The 13,924-nt window shown below is 69.8% G+C and carries 12 protein-coding genes and 1 tRNA gene; 3 read left to right on the top strand and 10 right to left on the bottom strand.

Annotated elements, in window-relative coordinates:
• Window positions 1–104: 104 nt before the first annotated feature.
• The 9 genes from AB0K82_RS35540 to AB0K82_RS35500 all read right to left on the bottom strand — a co-directional run bounded on the left by AB0K82_RS35540 (window position 105) and on the right by AB0K82_RS35500 (window position 8,635).
• Window positions 105–1,337: a carbohydrate-binding protein gene (locus AB0K82_RS35540; protein WP_364405474.1), complete on the bottom strand. Its 1,233-nt coding sequence runs from the start codon at window positions 1,335–1,337 to the stop codon at window positions 105–107.
• Window positions 1,338–1,667: 330 nt separating this feature from the next.
• On the bottom strand, window positions 1,668–3,848 hold the full coding sequence (locus AB0K82_RS35535) for a hypothetical protein (RefSeq protein WP_364405472.1): 2,181 nt from the start codon (window positions 3,846–3,848) through the stop codon (window positions 1,668–1,670).
• Entirely contained in the window at window positions 3,848–4,144 is a 297-nt protein-coding gene (locus AB0K82_RS35530; protein ID WP_364405470.1) for a hypothetical protein, read from the bottom strand. Before AB0K82_RS35530 ends, AB0K82_RS35535 begins: the two co-directional genes overlap by 1 nt.
• A 610-nt stretch (window positions 4,145–4,754) precedes the next feature.
• A tRNA-Ala gene (locus AB0K82_RS35525) sits at window positions 4,755–4,827 on the bottom strand.
• 118 nt (window positions 4,828–4,945) lie between these two features.
• Window positions 4,946–5,584, bottom strand: coding sequence for a histidine phosphatase family protein (locus AB0K82_RS35520; RefSeq protein ID WP_364405468.1), 639 nt, complete (start codon window positions 5,582–5,584; stop codon window positions 4,946–4,948).
• The gene (gene rsfS / locus AB0K82_RS35515; RefSeq protein WP_364405466.1) at window positions 5,581–5,988 is read right to left on the bottom strand and encodes a ribosome silencing factor; all 408 of its coding nucleotides are present in this window, start codon (window positions 5,986–5,988) and stop codon (window positions 5,581–5,583) included. The genes AB0K82_RS35520 and rsfS overlap by 4 nt, the downstream gene beginning before the upstream one ends.
• A 35-nt stretch (window positions 5,989–6,023) precedes the next feature.
• Window positions 6,024–6,644 carry a nicotinate-nucleotide adenylyltransferase gene (gene nadD / locus AB0K82_RS35510; protein ID WP_364405464.1) on the bottom strand — a complete coding sequence of 207 codons (621 nt, stop codon included), beginning with the start codon at window positions 6,642–6,644 and terminating at the stop codon, window positions 6,024–6,026.
• Between the two features lie 360 nt (window positions 6,645–7,004).
• Window positions 7,005–7,262: a hypothetical protein gene (locus tag AB0K82_RS35505; RefSeq protein WP_364405463.1), complete on the bottom strand. Its 258-nt coding sequence runs from the start codon at window positions 7,260–7,262 to the stop codon at window positions 7,005–7,007.
• A gap of 101 nt (window positions 7,263–7,363) precedes the next feature.
• The gene (locus AB0K82_RS35500) at window positions 7,364–8,635 is read right to left on the bottom strand and encodes a phenylacetate--CoA ligase (protein ID WP_364405461.1); all 1,272 of its coding nucleotides are present in this window, start codon (window positions 8,633–8,635) and stop codon (window positions 7,364–7,366) included.
• A 142-nt stretch (window positions 8,636–8,777) separates the two neighbouring features.
• Between AB0K82_RS35500 and AB0K82_RS35495 the strand changes: the two genes are divergently transcribed.
• The 3 genes from AB0K82_RS35495 (at window position 8,778) to AB0K82_RS35485 (ending at window position 13,452) form a co-directional block, all read left to right on the top strand.
• Window positions 8,778–9,806: a M48 family metallopeptidase gene (locus AB0K82_RS35495; protein ID WP_364405459.1), complete on the top strand. Its 1,029-nt coding sequence runs from the start codon at window positions 8,778–8,780 to the stop codon at window positions 9,804–9,806.
• A gap of 110 nt (window positions 9,807–9,916) precedes the next feature.
• Complete coding sequence (locus AB0K82_RS35490; protein WP_364405457.1) at window positions 9,917–11,089, top strand: ROK family transcriptional regulator; 1,173 nt, start codon at window positions 9,917–9,919, stop codon at window positions 11,087–11,089.
• A gap of 119 nt (window positions 11,090–11,208) precedes the next feature.
• Window positions 11,209–13,452, top strand: a complete 2,244-nt coding sequence (locus tag AB0K82_RS35485) for a glycoside hydrolase family 3 N-terminal domain-containing protein (protein WP_364405455.1) — start codon at window positions 11,209–11,211, stop codon at window positions 13,450–13,452.
• Between the two features lie 323 nt (window positions 13,453–13,775).
• Here AB0K82_RS35485 and AB0K82_RS35480 read toward each other — a convergent pair whose 3' ends face one another.
• Window positions 13,776–13,922 carry a GNAT family N-acetyltransferase gene (locus AB0K82_RS35480; protein WP_364405453.1) on the bottom strand — a complete coding sequence of 49 codons (147 nt, stop codon included), beginning with the start codon at window positions 13,920–13,922 and terminating at the stop codon, window positions 13,776–13,778.
• Window positions 13,923–13,924 lie beyond the last annotated feature (2 nt).

The following is a 13,924-nucleotide window of genomic DNA, read 5'->3' as shown; positions in this document are numbered from 1 at the left end:
CTGGCGCGGGTGCCCGCGGTACCGGGCGAGCGACACCCCGCTCGCCCGGCCCCCGATCCGCCGCACGGCCCTCAGCCGACCGGCCGCGCGGCCTCAAGGCGGGGTCAGCCGCACGGACCCTGGTCGGCCCACACGTCGGCCTTTCCGGGAGTCTCCCCCTGGGTCCACCACCGGGCCTGCCACGTGTGCGAGGCGTACGTGACCAGGTTCCCGCCCGTGTAGACCGCCGAGGCGCTCCAGGCCGGCGCCGAGCAGGAGCCGGGCGCGGGCGGAGTCGGCGTCGGGATGGGCACCGTCGGCGAGGCGCCGAACTTCGCCGTGTAGCGGGTGAAGTCCCAGGCCGACTGCGCCACGCTGGAGCAGGTTCCCGAGGTGCGCCCGTTGTTGTCCGGCGGGCTGCACTGCCGGTCCCTGTTGACCGACCAGAAGGTGTACCGCGACAGCTTGTGCGAGGTGACGTAGTCGAGCACGGCCTGGAAGTCGGACTGGGTGAAGATCTCGCCGCTGTCGGACCGGCCGTTCATCATCGACACGCCCTCGTGCGCGTACGCCGTCGTGGCGTCCCAGCCGAACGTGCTCATCAGCGTGGTGTGGAAGCCCTCCAGCGCGCTGATCTGCGCCGCGGACCCGCCGAAGCCTCCATCGAACGGCATGATCGCGTAATTGGCGGGAGTGAACCCCTGGCTCTTCGCCTCGGCCAGGAGCTGCTTGCCGAACCAGCCCGTGCCCTCGCCGCCGGTCGTGCCGGCCGTCGTGATCGAGACGTAGAGGCCAGGATTGTTCTGCTGCAGGATCTTCGCAGCGCCGATCTCGTTGTGGATCGCCGCCGAGTTCTCGTACTCCGGTTCTTCGAGGTCGAGGTCGATCGCCTTGAGCGCGTACTTGCTGATCACCTGCTGGTACGCGGCGGCGGTCGATGACGGATCGCCGCAGGCCTGGCCGAGCTTGGTGCCGTTGTAACCGCCGGCCGACACCGTAACGTCGCCGCCGGCCGCGCGGATACCGGCGATGACCGACGCGGCCTGCGTGTCGGAGGAGACGTCCTGGGTGCCGTCCCAGGTCGGCCGGCAGCCTCCGCCGCTCGGCGCGAGGATGAAGGCGAGCTGGAAGGTCTTCTGTCCTGTCGCACTCATCACCGGGCCCAGGTCCGGCGGGTCGTTGTCGAACGGCATCACGTACGGCGCGGCGCCGTACCAGTTGCCGCCGAGTGTCGCCGGGGTCGTGGCCGCAGTGCCGACTCCGGCGACGGCCGTGGCCGTCCCGAGCACCGCCGCCACCGCGGCGATCGCGGCGACGAGCCCGCGCCTGCGGCCGGGCATGGTCGTCTTCCATCGCATGTCGCTTCTCCTTCGGGGTTGACGTACGGGTCTGGGCCGTCGTCCTGGCGGGGACCGGCTGGGAAGCTCATCGATCTATTAGGAAAGTTTCTTTTATGTTGAATCGAAGAGTACTCGATATCCGCGCGTCTGTGGAGACCCCGGCCTGTGCGGATCGGCATGTTCTTCGCCACCGTCCGGTGGGGTGAGGTAAGGGCGGCACGGATCGTGCCGCCCTTACGACGCACGGCCTGGAGAAGAGACGTGATCCCTACCTGACCGCTCCGTTGGAGGGTGGGCCTTCGCCATGCCAGGTCACCGTCTCACCAACCTGCGCGATCTCTCAGGCACCTACAAAGCACTAGGTGCTGACGCTCTTTCTGATCGCTCCGACGGTCGTGGCGAGTCGCGCGCGTCGAGTCCCAGGCCCTGGATGCCGGCCGCGAGTGCCAGCGGAATCGCGGTCGTGAACGCCAGCGCCGGGATCGTCAGGCCGGAGTCGTTGACCAGCATTCCCACCCCCGCCGTCACTAGGACGGTGGTAAGCGTGGCTCGCAGGGCGGGGGCACGCTCACACGCCGTGTGCAGCGCGGCCGCACGCCATGCGAGCGGCCGCAGCAGCGCGAAGAAGAGAAAGCCGACGGACGCTACCGTGACGAAGGCGAGTCTCGGGTTGTCGAAGCTGGACTGCATCGCGTGGAACTTGCGAATGACGACGGTCCCGCTGCCCCCGCTCGTGAGGGTGTTCCAGAACTCGCCGATGTGAGTCGGCTCGGACCGAAGCGAATCCAAGAAGGCCACACCCAGCACGAACACCGCACCGATCATCGGCACGGCGAGTAGCCGCGAAAGTCGAATCCGCTGCCCGCTCACCATCAACACGTATATGACGAACCCTGGGCAGGTCGCGATGATGCCGCCGAAGTCGGCCCCCCACACAGGGGCGCCATCGATCACCAGTGCCACGAACCCGGCGGTGACGACCAGGGTGGTCGCCAGGAGGCGGCGGTTGCGAGAGGTGTGAAGCAGACGGTCTGCCACCGCGCCGGTCGCGACGATGACGCCGGTTATCCAAAGCGCCCACGCGATGTTGCCGAAGCCGTAGAAGCGGCCGCCGATGAGCGGCGTGTAACCGAGCATGCTGCAGGTCTGCAGATGATTGCCGGTCATCACGTCCAGGGTGAGGACCAGCGCAGTCACGCCGCCGACGATCGCGCCGGATCCGGTCACGGACCGGCGCCACGGACCGGCCGCCGCCATCGCCGTGATCACGGCGATGGCGGCGAGCATGGTGAGCGCCAACTCGGCGGCCGGGTGAGCACTCGACCACCACGGAACCAGGTTGGCCAGGTAGGTCGTCACCGGAAGGGACGCAGTGGCCAGTGCCAGGATCCTGGTCACGGCGAGCGCTCGCGACCGCTTGCGTCGGAGCGTCACGGTGGCGAAGGCGTACAACGCGATCTGCACGATGACGAACGTGAGATAGAAGGGGTGGGCCAGACGTCGGTATGCACGCGCGGCCACGTCCTTGTCGTTCAGCGTGTGCACGACACGGCGGGTGGAGGCCGCCCGGACTCCACCATCGGCGTACCAGGGCGAGCCCACCATGGCCGCTGGTTGTTTGATGTGCAGGATGTGCAGGATCGTCGAGGTGACATCGGTGAGCGTGACGAGCCCGCGGGCGTGCGTCGAGTTAGCGGTCAAGTAGCGGAAGTCATATCCGGGGCCGGCCGCGAGGGCGACGTGGAGGTGAGCGCCGCTCCTGTCGTCGGAGATCCCGGTCACCAACACGGTGGTGCCCGGCGGCACCGACTCGACGATCCGACCGACCTGCTCGTCGGCGCGTTCGACCGCCACCGTGCGTCGCTCAGCGGCGGCATGGGCCCGCCGGCGGTCCGTGGCGACGTCGGCGTTGATGCCGGCGCGGTATATGTCATCGACGTCGACCATCGTGAGCGCGCAGCGGAACCATCCGTCGGCGGGCATCTGAGCGACTGACGGGGCGTACGCGTCCACCCGCCCGGCGCGGTCGGCCGCGCCGAATACGGCGCCGGGCCCCACCGCCATCGTGCACGCCCCGGAGCGGTGCACCGCGTCGCCGAGAAGCCCGAGCTCGGAACCATATTTGTTGTGCGCGTTGTCGTCTCGCATCCGGCTGTAACCCGAGATCGCGTTGTCAACCGGCACCGGCGGCAGGCCGCAACTGCGAGGATGCGGCCAGGCTCGCTGACCCGCGGATACCGTCAGCCAGCCGCCGATCGGGCAGGTGCGCGAGCTGATCGTCTTGACCGACAGCGCGGCCGCCGATCCTCGGCCGGTCAGTTTCCACAGGTTGGGGGTGCCGCCTTCGCGGACGTCGCTCCATCGCAGACCCGGCACGCCGACCAGGACTACGCGCCCCTTCGGCATCGTTGCCCGCCCGGCGGCCGCCGTCGTGGGCAAGAAGCCCACCAGCGCGACCATGAACACCATCGAAGCGGCCACGACCGTGCTCACTTGGCGGTACGTCGCCGCCCGTGACTGTGCCACCATCACGTCCGCGTGAGGTCGTTGGGAGATCGCCGCACGGACGCTCCTTCTCGCAGATCCGGCCGTGCGAGTTCAGACCGGGGTGGTAGTCCTTGCCAGTCGCCGCGGCCGGCCACGAACGCCTTCAGGAAGGTCCGCGCCACCACGTCCTCGGCGGTCTCGCCTCCCGGCCCGCGGTGGGCATACCGCTCGATGTCCGGGGCGCACCGGCGGAAGAGCTCGGCGAACGCCTCGAGCTCTCGCCGGGACCGTCCGATGGCGGAAGCGTCATCGGCCTCCGCCCGATTCGTCTCACTCACTTCTTTGGCCTCTCGGCTTCGGGTCAGGACACCCGTTGTTGCCCAGCCGGCCGCGAGCGGTTCCCGCCTGATGCCATCACGTTCCGCCAGAGTCTCTCGGCCATGGGGGCAGAACAGCGCCTTGGTTGCGTCCGCAGCCGTAGCGCACGAGTTCCCGCTGATCAGAGGCGGGGCACGCGCCAAGCCGGATGCTCAAGAAGTTCACTACCTCGACCTGATCGGCGATCCCGACCGCCCAGAGACAAAGATCACAGCCCGGCTGCGGCGGGTCCGCGACGTACGCGCACGCCTATAGCGCCAGGTCGAGCAGACCGAACGCCGAGACCTCGGCCCGGACCGCCCTACATCCCGTCTTGAACCTGCTGAACGCGCCGCAGGGGGGTTACACGCTCGCCAGCGAGCGTGGTCAGGCAAGTCCTCGACCAACCCCGCACGGGGGTATAGGCGCGAAGCCCCCGAACGGGTGTGTAGGGGGCGAAGCCCCCGAACCGGGGATGTAGCGGGCGAAGCCCCCGAACCGGGGGGCTCGGGGGGTCGCCCCCCGAAAGAAATGACGAGGGCCGATGGGGAGGAAGCGTCAGCTTCCGACCACACCGGCCCTCGGCCCGAGTGGAGCTATGGGGATTCGAACCCCAGACCTCCTCCATGCCATGGAGGCGCGCTACCAACTGCGCCATAGCCCCGCGCTTTCCGATTGGGGTTTCCCCCTCTCGGTGCTGCGCCAGTCTATAGGAATCCGCGACCAGACCTGTAATCGAATGCCCGGCACGGCCCTGACCTGGTTTAACGCCTACTGCAACCTCAGGAATCGCCCTCGGCGGCACGGTCGTCACTGAGCACGGGTTCCGGCAGGGTGCCGGCGTTGTGCTCGGCGAGGCGCCAGCCGCTGCGGCCCTCTTCGAGGACGGACCAGCAGCAGTTGGACAGGCCCCCGAACCGGCCCCAGAGCTCCTCGGGGAAGCCGAGCCACCGGAGCATGCCGAGCCGCAGTGCGGCGCCGTGAGAGGCGACGACGAGCAGGCCGCCCGCCGGGACTCCGGACAGGCCCCGCTCGAAGGCCGCCGTGACCCGCTTGGACACCTGCTCGGTGGTCTCGCCGCCGGGCGGCTGCCAGAGAGCGTGCTCGGTGGGGTACTTCGCCCGGATCTCGGCGTTGGTCAGGCCCTCCCAGGCCCCTCCGCCGCGTTCGATGAGGTCGCGGTCGGAGGTGACGGGCAGGCCGGTGACCGCGCTGAGCGCCTGGGCCGTGTCGGCGGCGCGCTGCAGCGGGGAGGAGATGATGGCGGTCGGGCGGAGCGCGGCGAGGAGCCGTGCGGCCCGGTCGGCCTGCTCCCGTCCCGTGTCGTCGAGCGGGATGTCGGTGGATCCCTGGAAGCGGCGTTCGACGTTCCAGGTCGTTTGACCGTGCCGCCACAGCACGATCTTGCGCGCCTCGGTCACTTACCGTCACCGGCCCGTACGCGCTGCTCCGAATGGGCGTTGATGTCCTCGGGCAGCGGCACCGGGGGGCAGTCCTTCCACAGGCGCTCGAGCGCGTAATAGACGCGGTCCTCCTCGTGCTGGACGTGCACGATGATGTCGGAGTAGTCGAGGAGCACCCAGCGGCCTTCGCGCTCCCCCTCGCGGCGGATGGGCTTGGCGCCGGCGTCCTCGCGCAGCCTCTTCTCGATCTCGTCGACGATGGAGCGCACCTGGCGGTCGTTGGCCGCCGAGCACAGGACGAACGCGTCCGTGATGACGAGCTGGTCGCTCACGTCGTAGGCGATGATGTTGTCAGCCAGCTTCTCGGCCGCGGCCTCGGCGGCGATCTGGACCAGCTGGTTGGCCCTCTCGGATGCGGTCACGGTGTGGTCGTTTTCCTCCTCGTGGGGCGTTACCGTCAACCGTCACGATAAAGCCCCCGCTTGTTTATGTACTGCACGATTCCGTCTGGGACGAGGTACCAGACCGGCTCTCCGGCTCGTACCCGCTCACGGCACTCGGTCGAGGAGATCGCCAGTGCGGGCACCTCGACCAGGCTGACACCACCCCTCGGAAGGCCGGGATCGGCGAGGTGGTGGCCGGGACGGGTACACCCTATGAAATGCGCGAGCCTGAACAGCTCATCCGTGTCACGCCACGTCAACATCTGGGCCAGTGCGTCGGCGCCCGTGATGAAGTACAACTCAACGTCAGGCCCGTATATTTCGCGCATCTCGCGCAGCGTGTCGATGGTGTAGGTCAGCCCGGGTCGCTCGATGTCGACACGGCTGACCGAGAAGCGCGGGTTCGAGGCGGTCGCGATGACCGTCATCAGATAACGGTCCTCCGCGGCCGAGGTCTTGCGGCCCTCCTTCATCCACGGCTGGCCGGTCGGCACGAAGACGACCTCGTCCAGCCGGAACAGATGAGCGACCTCGCTCGCGGCCACCAGGTGGCCGTGGTGGATGGGGTCGAACGTGCCGCCCATGATCCCGACGCGGCGGCGCTCCGGCGCGGTGCTCGCACTGCGCTCGCTCATGCGTCCTCCTTCGTCGGAGGAGAGACCAGAGGCACTGCGCTTCCGATTCGCTCGCTACGCTCGCTCATGCGCCCTCCTCCGCCGGACGAGAGACCAGAAGCACTGCGCCCTCGATTCGCTCGCTACGCTCGCTCATGCGCCCTCCTCCGCCGGACGAGAGACCAGAAGCACTGCGCCCTCGATTCGCTCGCTGCGCTCGCTCATGCGCCGACCTTAGTGAGCACGGGTGTCGGGGGTTTCACCACGCCCCTCCTTCCCGGGCGGGGATCAGTGCTCCGCGACATTCCGCAGAGCGAGCGTCGTCGCCCCGAACGAAACAACATCCGAGCTCAGCGGCGTCAGCCCCATCCCGGGGACCGATCAGTCGGCCCACGCGCAGGCGGCGCCGCCTCCCGTCGGTGTCCTACCGCAGCGCGGGATGCCACCGAGGGACCCGACCGGAAAGTCGCTCGTTTCGCTGATTCCCATACCCGTGAACGTGGCGTCGACCTCTTCCGAGGGCGACCGGGAGCACAGGTCCGTCGCCGGCTCCGGGACGCCGTCCGCGGACATGCCGACGAAGACGAGCGACGTCCGGGAGTCGCCGTCCTCGGGCCCGCCGCCCTGCCCACAGGTCATGGTCTCGCCCTACTGATCGGCCGATTCGGGCCACTGTCATCGATCGTTTCCCCGGTTGATCTCCCGCCGCCTGACAGCGATTCGGTCACCGCCCGGAACCATTAGTCGAGGCCGGGAAGCGGTGGTTCTCCCGATTCCCAGGTCACCACCCGGATCGCCTTACCGGCCTCGACGCGCGGAATCGTGCCGGCCGGCAGGTCCCGTACGTCGCACGACAGGCCCAGCTCCGCCGAGAGCGCCGACGTCAGTCCCGGTCCGGCGCCCTCGCAGGCCACGACGAGCCGCGGCATCGCGGTGCGGCGGTCGACGACCACCTGGTAGTGCGGGGAGGCGTGCCGTACGACGACGGACTCGATCTGACGCGGGAAGACGTTCACGCCCCGGATCACGAGCATGTCGTCGCGGCGGCCCAGCACCTTGCTCATCCGGACCAGCGTGCGGCCGCACGGGCAGGGCTCGTGGGACAGCGACGCCACGTCGCCGGTGCGGTACCGCAGCAGCGGCATGGCCTCCTTCGGCGTGCTGAACACCAGCTCGCCCGGCGTGCCGTCCGGGACCGGCTCGCCGGAGGCGTCGACCGCCTCCACGAGGAAGTGGTCCTCGTTCACGTGCAGCCCGGAACGCTCGAGGCACTCGGTCGCCACGCCCGGCCCGATGATCTCCGAGAGGCCGTAGATGTCCAGGGCGGCGAGGCCGAGGAGCTCCTCGATCGTCGACCGCAGCCCCTCCGACCAGGGCTCGGCCCCGAACAGGCCCGCCTTCAGGCGCAGCTCGATCCCGGCCGCGCGCGCCGCCTCCCCCAGCCGCACCGCGTACGACGGCGTGCAGGTCAGGATGTCGGGACGCAGGTCGGCGAGCAGCCGGAGCTGGCGTTCGGTCATGCCGCCCGACATCGGCACGACGGTGACGCCGAGGGCGAGCGCGCCCTGATGGATGCCGAGGCCGCCGGTGAACAGCCCGTATCCGTACGCGTTGTGCACCACGCTGCCGGGCGCCGCGCCCGCGCAGGCCAGCGACCGCGCGCACATCTGCGACCAGAGCGCCAGGTCACGCCGGGTGTACGCGACGAGGGTGGGCCGTCCGCCGGTGCCGCTGGACCCGTGGACGGCGGCCACCTCCTCCATCGGCACGGCGAGCATGCCGTACGGATAGGCGTCCCACAGGTCCTGCTTGGTGGTGAAGGGCAGCCGGCGCAGATTTTCGAGCGTGACGTCGTGGCCGCCGGCGACCCCGGCGTCCCGCAGCCGCCGGCCCTGAAGGCCGTCCGCCGCGATCAGGCGGTCGACCAGGTCGCGCAACCGGCGTTGCCGGACCGCGGTCAGCTCGTCGCGCGACATCGTCTCCGCGGGCCCCGGCCCGTACGCCTCCGCCATGGAGGGAGTAGACCCCCGCCGCGCCCCACCGCGCAAGAGCCCGTCCGGCGGGAGGTTCTCCGGGGTCAACGGCACGGAGCTGGCCGGATCGCGCCGAGGGAACTCCGCGCTCTGACGGGCCGTCAGACATAACATGCCGAATATGACGAGCAATACTCCCGACCGTTCTCGCACCCGCTTTCCCGGGATCAGTTCCCGCGCCTATGAGCATCCCGCGGACCGGTCGGCGCTCGTCGCCCTCCGATCGCTCAGCGGCTTCGACACGGTGCTGCGGCGCCTCGCCGGACTGTTCAGCGAGCGCGCGATCCGTCTGATGTTCCTCGGTGGCACCGTACGCGCGGGCGAGAGCCAGTACCGCCACATCTACGACATCGTGCGGGACAACGCCTACATCCTCGACCTGCCGCAGGTCCCGGAGGTGTACGTCACGCAGGACCCGACGCCGAACGCCATGACGATCGGCGTCGACACCCCCTTCATCGTGCTCAACACCGGCCTGATCGACCTCCTCGACGACGAGGAGCTGCGATTCGTCATCGGCCACGAGGTCGGGCACGTCCTGTCCGGGCACGCGGTGTACCGGACGATGGCCATGATCCTGACGAACCTCGGCGCCCGGATCGCGTGGCTGCCGCTCGGCAACATCGCGATCGCGGCGATCCTGATGGGGCTCAACGAGTGGCAGCGCAAGTCGGAGCTGTCGGCGGACCGGGCCGGCCTGCTGGCGGGCCAGGACGCCGAGGCCGCCAAGCGGGCGCTGATGAAGCTGGCGGGCGGCGCGCGGCTGTCGGAGATGGACCACGAGGCGTTCCTGGAGCAGGCGCGGGAGTACGACGCGGCCGGTGACGTGCGCGACGGGCTGCTGAAGTTCCTCAACCTGCTGAACCGCTCGCACCCGTACGCCGTGATCCGGTTCGCCGAGCTGGACCGGTGGGCCCGCGACGGCGAGTACGCCCGGATCCTCGCCGGGGACTACGAGCGCCGCGCGGACGACGGCAGCGCCTCGATCTCCGAAGAGATCAAGAACGCGGCGAAGGCCTACCGGGAGTCCTGGAACCGCAGCGCGGACCCGTTCATCGGCACGGTCAAGGGAGTCGCCGAGGGCGCCGTCAACGCCGGGGAGCGGCTGTTCGGCCGGTTCGCCCGCGGCACCGACGACCGGGAGAACTGAGCCCCGGTCCGAACGGGGTCTTCGGACAGACCACACCCGGCCTTCGGCGCGAGCGGCGGAGGGTTTCCGCGTAATCTTGGGTTCACTTCTTGAACACGCGAGAGGACCCCATGCCGACGCCAGGCTCATCCGCGACGCCGGGATCGCAGTCGTCGCTCCGGGAGGCGAACCAGCGTCGGGTGATCCAGGCCGTGCGCGAGGCCGGAGCGCCGACCCAGGCCGAGATCGCCCGGAGCACGGGCCTGTCACGGGCGACCGTCTCCAACATCGTGCGCGAGCTGGCGGCGGGAGGCGTACTGACCACGACGCCCACGTCGGCGGGCGGCCGCCGGGCCCGCGCGGTGTCGCTGGCGCCCACCGCCGGGCTGGCCGTCGGCGTCGACTTCGGCCACTCGCACCTGCGCGTGGCGATCGGCAACCTGGCCCGTGAGGTCGTCGCCGAGCAGTCGATGCCCCTCGACGTCGGGGCCTCGGCCGCCGACGGGCTCGCGGCGGCCGAACGCCTGATGGACGGGCTGCTGGCCACCGTCGGCGCGACGAGGGCGGACGTCCTGGGCATCGGACTCGGCGTGCCCGGGCCGATCGCCGCGGCGAGCGCCACGCTCGGGTCGAGCACGATCCTGCCCGGCTGGGCGGGCATCGAGGCCGCCGCGGAGGCCCGTCGCCGTCTCGGCCGCCCGGTCCACGTGGACAACGACGCCAACCTCGGCGCATTGGCCGAGGTCACCTGGGGAGCGGCGCGCGGCCACGCCGACGCCGCCTACATCAAGATCGGCTCCGGAGTGGGGGCGGGCATCGTCATCGGCGGCCACGTCTACCACGGTCCGGGCGGCACCGCCGGCGAGATCGGCCACATCACGCTGAACGAGAACGGCCCGATGTGCCGGTGCGGCAACCGCGGCTGCCTGGAGACATACGCCGGCGGCCGCTACCTCGCCGATCTGCTGCGGCCGACTCACGGCGACGGCCTGACGACGGCACGGATCGTGGAGCTGGCACTGGCCGGGGACGCGCCGTGCCGGCGCGCGGTCGGCGACGCCGGGCGGTACGCCGGGGCGGGCGTGGCGAACCTGTGCAACCTGCTCAATCCCCGCCTGGTCGTGGTCGGCGGCGACCTGGCGCGGGCGGGCGACCTCCTGACCGAGCCGATGATGGAGGCCGTCCGGCGCTCGGCCGTCGCCAGCGCCGCGGCGCTCGTGTCGATCGTGCCCGGCGTGCTCGGCGACCGGTCGGAGGTCCTCGGCGCGTTGGCGCTGGTCATGAACGCCTGGGAGATCGTTTAAGTCCTGAACGCTGGTGGCAGACTCCGGCCAAATTTGCGTTTAGGTCTTGATTTAAGTCCTGGGTTCGGTCTTTGATCACAGGGCTTCGTCCCTCCTGACCTCCGCCTGGAGCACGCTTCATGAGACTCCGGATCAAGGCCGCCCGTATCGGGACGGCCGTAGCGATCACCGTGTCAGGGCTGGCCCTGACCGCGACGGGCGCCAGCGCCCAGGTCCGCTACCTCGACCCGCACGCCTCCACCTCCTCCCGCGTCGCCGACCTCCTCAAGCGCATGACCACCGAGGAGAAGGTCGGCCAGCTCGCCCAGCCCGCCGTCGTCAACATGCAGGGCGACTGCCAATGGTCCGGCGGCGCCCTCGTCGAGTCCTGCATGCAGCACGTCCTCGGCGACCTTAAGGTCGGCTCGGTGCTGTCCGGGGGTGGCGAGACCCCGGTCAACAACACCCCCAAGGACTGGGCCGACATGGTGAACGCGGTCCAGAAGTACGCGATCGACCACTCCCGGCTGCACATCCCGATCGTGTACGGCGTGGACGCCGTACACGGGCACAACAACGTCCTCGGCGCGACCAAGTTCCCGCAGCAGATCGGGGTCGGCGCGACCTGGGACCCGCAGCTCTCCGCGGCGATGGGCGAGTCCACGGCCCGCGCCGTGAAGGCGACCGGCCCGCAGTGGGACTTCGCGCCGGTCCAGGACATCTCGCGCGACACCCGCTGGGGCCGCTACTACGAGACCTACTCCGAGGACCCGTACCTCGCCGGTGAGCTCGGCGCCGCCAACGTCAAGGGTCTGCAGAGGACCGGGCAGGTCAGCGCGACGGTGAAGCACTTCGCCGGGTACTCCGCGCCGTTCAACGGCCACGACCGGACCGAGTCCCACATCGACCCGCGCTACCTCCAGGACACGTTCCTGCCGTCGTACAAGGCGGCCGTGGACGCGGGCGCGGACACCGTCATGGTGAACTCCGGGTCGATCAACGGCATCCCGGCGCATGCCTCGCACTACCTGCTCACCGACCTGCTGCGCCGCCAGTGGGGGTTCAAGGGCGTGGTGGTCAGCGACTGGAACGACGTCGACGCGCTGCGCACGTCGTACCACCTGACCGACACGTACGCGGGTGCCGTGGCCATCGCGGTCAACGCCGGCGTCGACATGGGCATGCTGCCGCCCGGTGAGGTCGACGGGTTCGTCCAGGGCCTGCTGGAGGACGTGAAGACCGGCAAGGTCAGCAAGCGCCGCCTCGACGAGGCGGTGTCCCGGATCCTGACGCTGAAGTTCAAGCTCGGCCTGTTCGAGCACCCGTACGTCGACGCGTCCAAGGCCAACGCGGCCGTGCTCGGCGCGGACAAGGACCTCGCCGTCAAGGCCGCGACCGAGTCGCAGACCCTGCTGAAGAACGACGGCAACGTGCTGCCGCTCTCCACGGGCATCGGCAAGGTCGTCGTCACCGGCCCGAGCGCCGACTCGATCCCGAACCAGAACGGCGGCTGGACGATCCAGTGGCAGGGCATCCCCGACGGCGTCAACGACCCGGGTGTCACGATCTACCAGGGCATCAAGAACGTCGTCGGTGACCACGCCAAGCTCGTGCCGAACGCCGACGACGCGGTCGACCAGACCAAGAGCGCCGACGCGGCCATCGTGGTGGTGGGCGACAAGCCCGGTGCCGAGGGCGTCAACGACCAGGAGCTGCCCGAGCTGTCCGCCGACCAGCAGAGTCTCGTCGACCGGCTGCAGGCCACCGGCAAGCCGGTGATCGTGGTGGTCGTCGCCGACCGGCCGCTGGTGCTCGGCAACGCGGCCGACGCGAAGCAGCTGCTCATGTCCTGGCTGCCCGGCAGCGAGGGCGGCACGGCCGTGGCGAACGTCCTGTTCGGCAAGGCCAACCCGAGCGGCCGGCTGCCGGTCTCCTGGCCGAAGACCACCGGCGACGAGCCGATGTTCTACCAGCAGCTCAATGGCACCAACAGCGGCACGAGCTCCGGCTACGACCCGCTGTTCGCCTTCGGCGCGGGCCTGTCGTACACGACGTACGCGGTGCAGGGCGTGTCGGTCTCCGGCGGCAGCACGGTGAAGGTGTCGGTGAAGGTCGCCAACACCGGGTCCCGTGACGGCGACTTCGTCGTGCCGGTCTTCGCCCAGCTGCCGGTCGGCCAGATCCTGACCCCGCCGAACCGCCTCGCCGCCTTCACCCGGGTGCCGCTCAAGGCGGGCCAGTCGACCACCGTGTCGCTGTCCTTCCCGCGCTCCCGGCTCGCGGTGACGCAGGGCGACATCAACGGCTCCAGCACCCGCGCGGTGCTCCCGGGCCAGTACAAGATCGTCGTCGGCGACAAGTCCGCCGGCCTGACCATCAACTGACCGGACCCGACCACGCGGCGGCCGCGGGGCGATCACCGATCCCCCGCGGCCTTCGCACGTGTCACGGCACGCCGCGACGATGGATTTCCTAGCGTGATCCCTGGTCGATGCTGCTGCTACGGCGCAGTGGATGCCAGGGATCAAGGACGGGCCCATTCACCTCAGGACGCCTAGGAGCAGGTGGCCTCAGCCGATGCCTCGGAGCTCACGCTTCTAATCGGCCTTGGTCAGCGCGTATTCGACCACGCCGTGCTCGAAGCCCTCGACGGCGTCCAGTCCGTCGCGGTGGAAGCTGCGCACGAGTGTCAGACCGGCCTTCTCCATCACGCGCCGGGAGCCGACATTGACCGTTGCCCGCCATTGAGGAAGCGCATGACCTCAGGATCACTGTCGAGCTCGACCAGGTCGTCCTCGTCGGCCTCGGTGAAACGGCGCAGCGTCAGGCGATCGGTCTTCAGGAAGATCGACATTT

It is taken from the genome of Actinoallomurus sp. NPDC052274 (assembly GCF_040679475.1).
In the GTDB taxonomy this organism is placed as follows: domain Bacteria; phylum Actinomycetota; class Actinomycetes; order Streptosporangiales; family Streptosporangiaceae; genus Actinoallomurus; species Actinoallomurus liliacearum.
Note: the sequence above shows the minus strand (reverse complement) of the source record. Positions and strands in the feature narration are given on the sequence as shown.

Coding starts and splice junctions, on each gene's coding strand:
- AB0K82_RS35500 (WP_364405461.1), bottom strand. CDS start 8,635: ATGGCGGAGGCGTACGGGCCGGGGCCCGCGGAGACGATGTCGCGCGAC.
- AB0K82_RS35540 (WP_364405474.1), bottom strand. CDS start 1,337: ATGCGATGGAAGACGACCATGCCCGGCCGCAGGCGCGGGCTCGTCGCC.
- AB0K82_RS35495 (WP_364405459.1), top strand. CDS start 8,778: ATGACGAGCAATACTCCCGACCGTTCTCGCACCCGCTTTCCCGGGATC.
- nadD (WP_364405464.1), bottom strand. CDS start 6,644: ATGAGCGAGCGCAGTGCGAGCACCGCGCCGGAGCGCCGCCGCGTCGGG.
- AB0K82_RS35535 (WP_364405472.1), bottom strand. CDS start 3,848: ATGGTGGCACAGTCACGGGCGGCGACGTACCGCCAAGTGAGCACGGTC.
- AB0K82_RS35490 (WP_364405457.1), top strand. CDS start 9,917: ATGCCGACGCCAGGCTCATCCGCGACGCCGGGATCGCAGTCGTCGCTC.
- AB0K82_RS35505 (WP_364405463.1), bottom strand. CDS start 7,262: ATGACCTGTGGGCAGGGCGGCGGGCCCGAGGACGGCGACTCCCGGACG.
- AB0K82_RS35480 (WP_364405453.1), bottom strand. CDS start 13,922: ATGTCGATCTTCCTGAAGACCGATCGCCTGACGCTGCGCCGTTTCACC.
- AB0K82_RS35485 (WP_364405455.1), top strand. CDS start 11,209: ATGAGACTCCGGATCAAGGCCGCCCGTATCGGGACGGCCGTAGCGATC.